The following is a 279-nucleotide window of genomic DNA, read 5'->3' on the forward strand; positions in this document are numbered from 1 at the left end:
TCTGGTTGGCCAGGAACCCGGCTTCCATCAACGGGCCACCGGCCAGCGCACCGTAAGCATCGATACGTGTCTGCGCCCAGCCGGCGCCGAAACGCCGCGACCATTCTTGCAGGGGCAAGTCGACGCGGTAAAGGTTGGTACCGTCCAGGGAGGGCGGCTGGTTGGTGACGTCGTGGGTTTCGGCGAACGAGTGCAGGTTCATGGCGGGCCTCCTGAAATAAAGGCCACGTCGATCAAGGCGGTTTACAGGAGCGAGCTTGCTCGCTGCTGCACGCTGCC

1 pseudogene is annotated in these 279 nt (G+C 63.8%); it reads right to left on the reverse strand.

Features of this window, described 5'->3' with window-relative positions:
* Positions 1-202 (reverse strand): annotated as a pseudogene (locus SB765_RS29115) (DNA alkylation response protein); the annotation flags it as partial.
* Positions 203-279 lie beyond the last annotated feature (77 nt).

The organism is Pseudomonas sp. SIMBA_067, assembly GCF_046534675.1.
Taxonomy (GTDB): Bacteria; Pseudomonadota; Gammaproteobacteria; order Pseudomonadales; family Pseudomonadaceae; genus Aquipseudomonas; species Aquipseudomonas putida.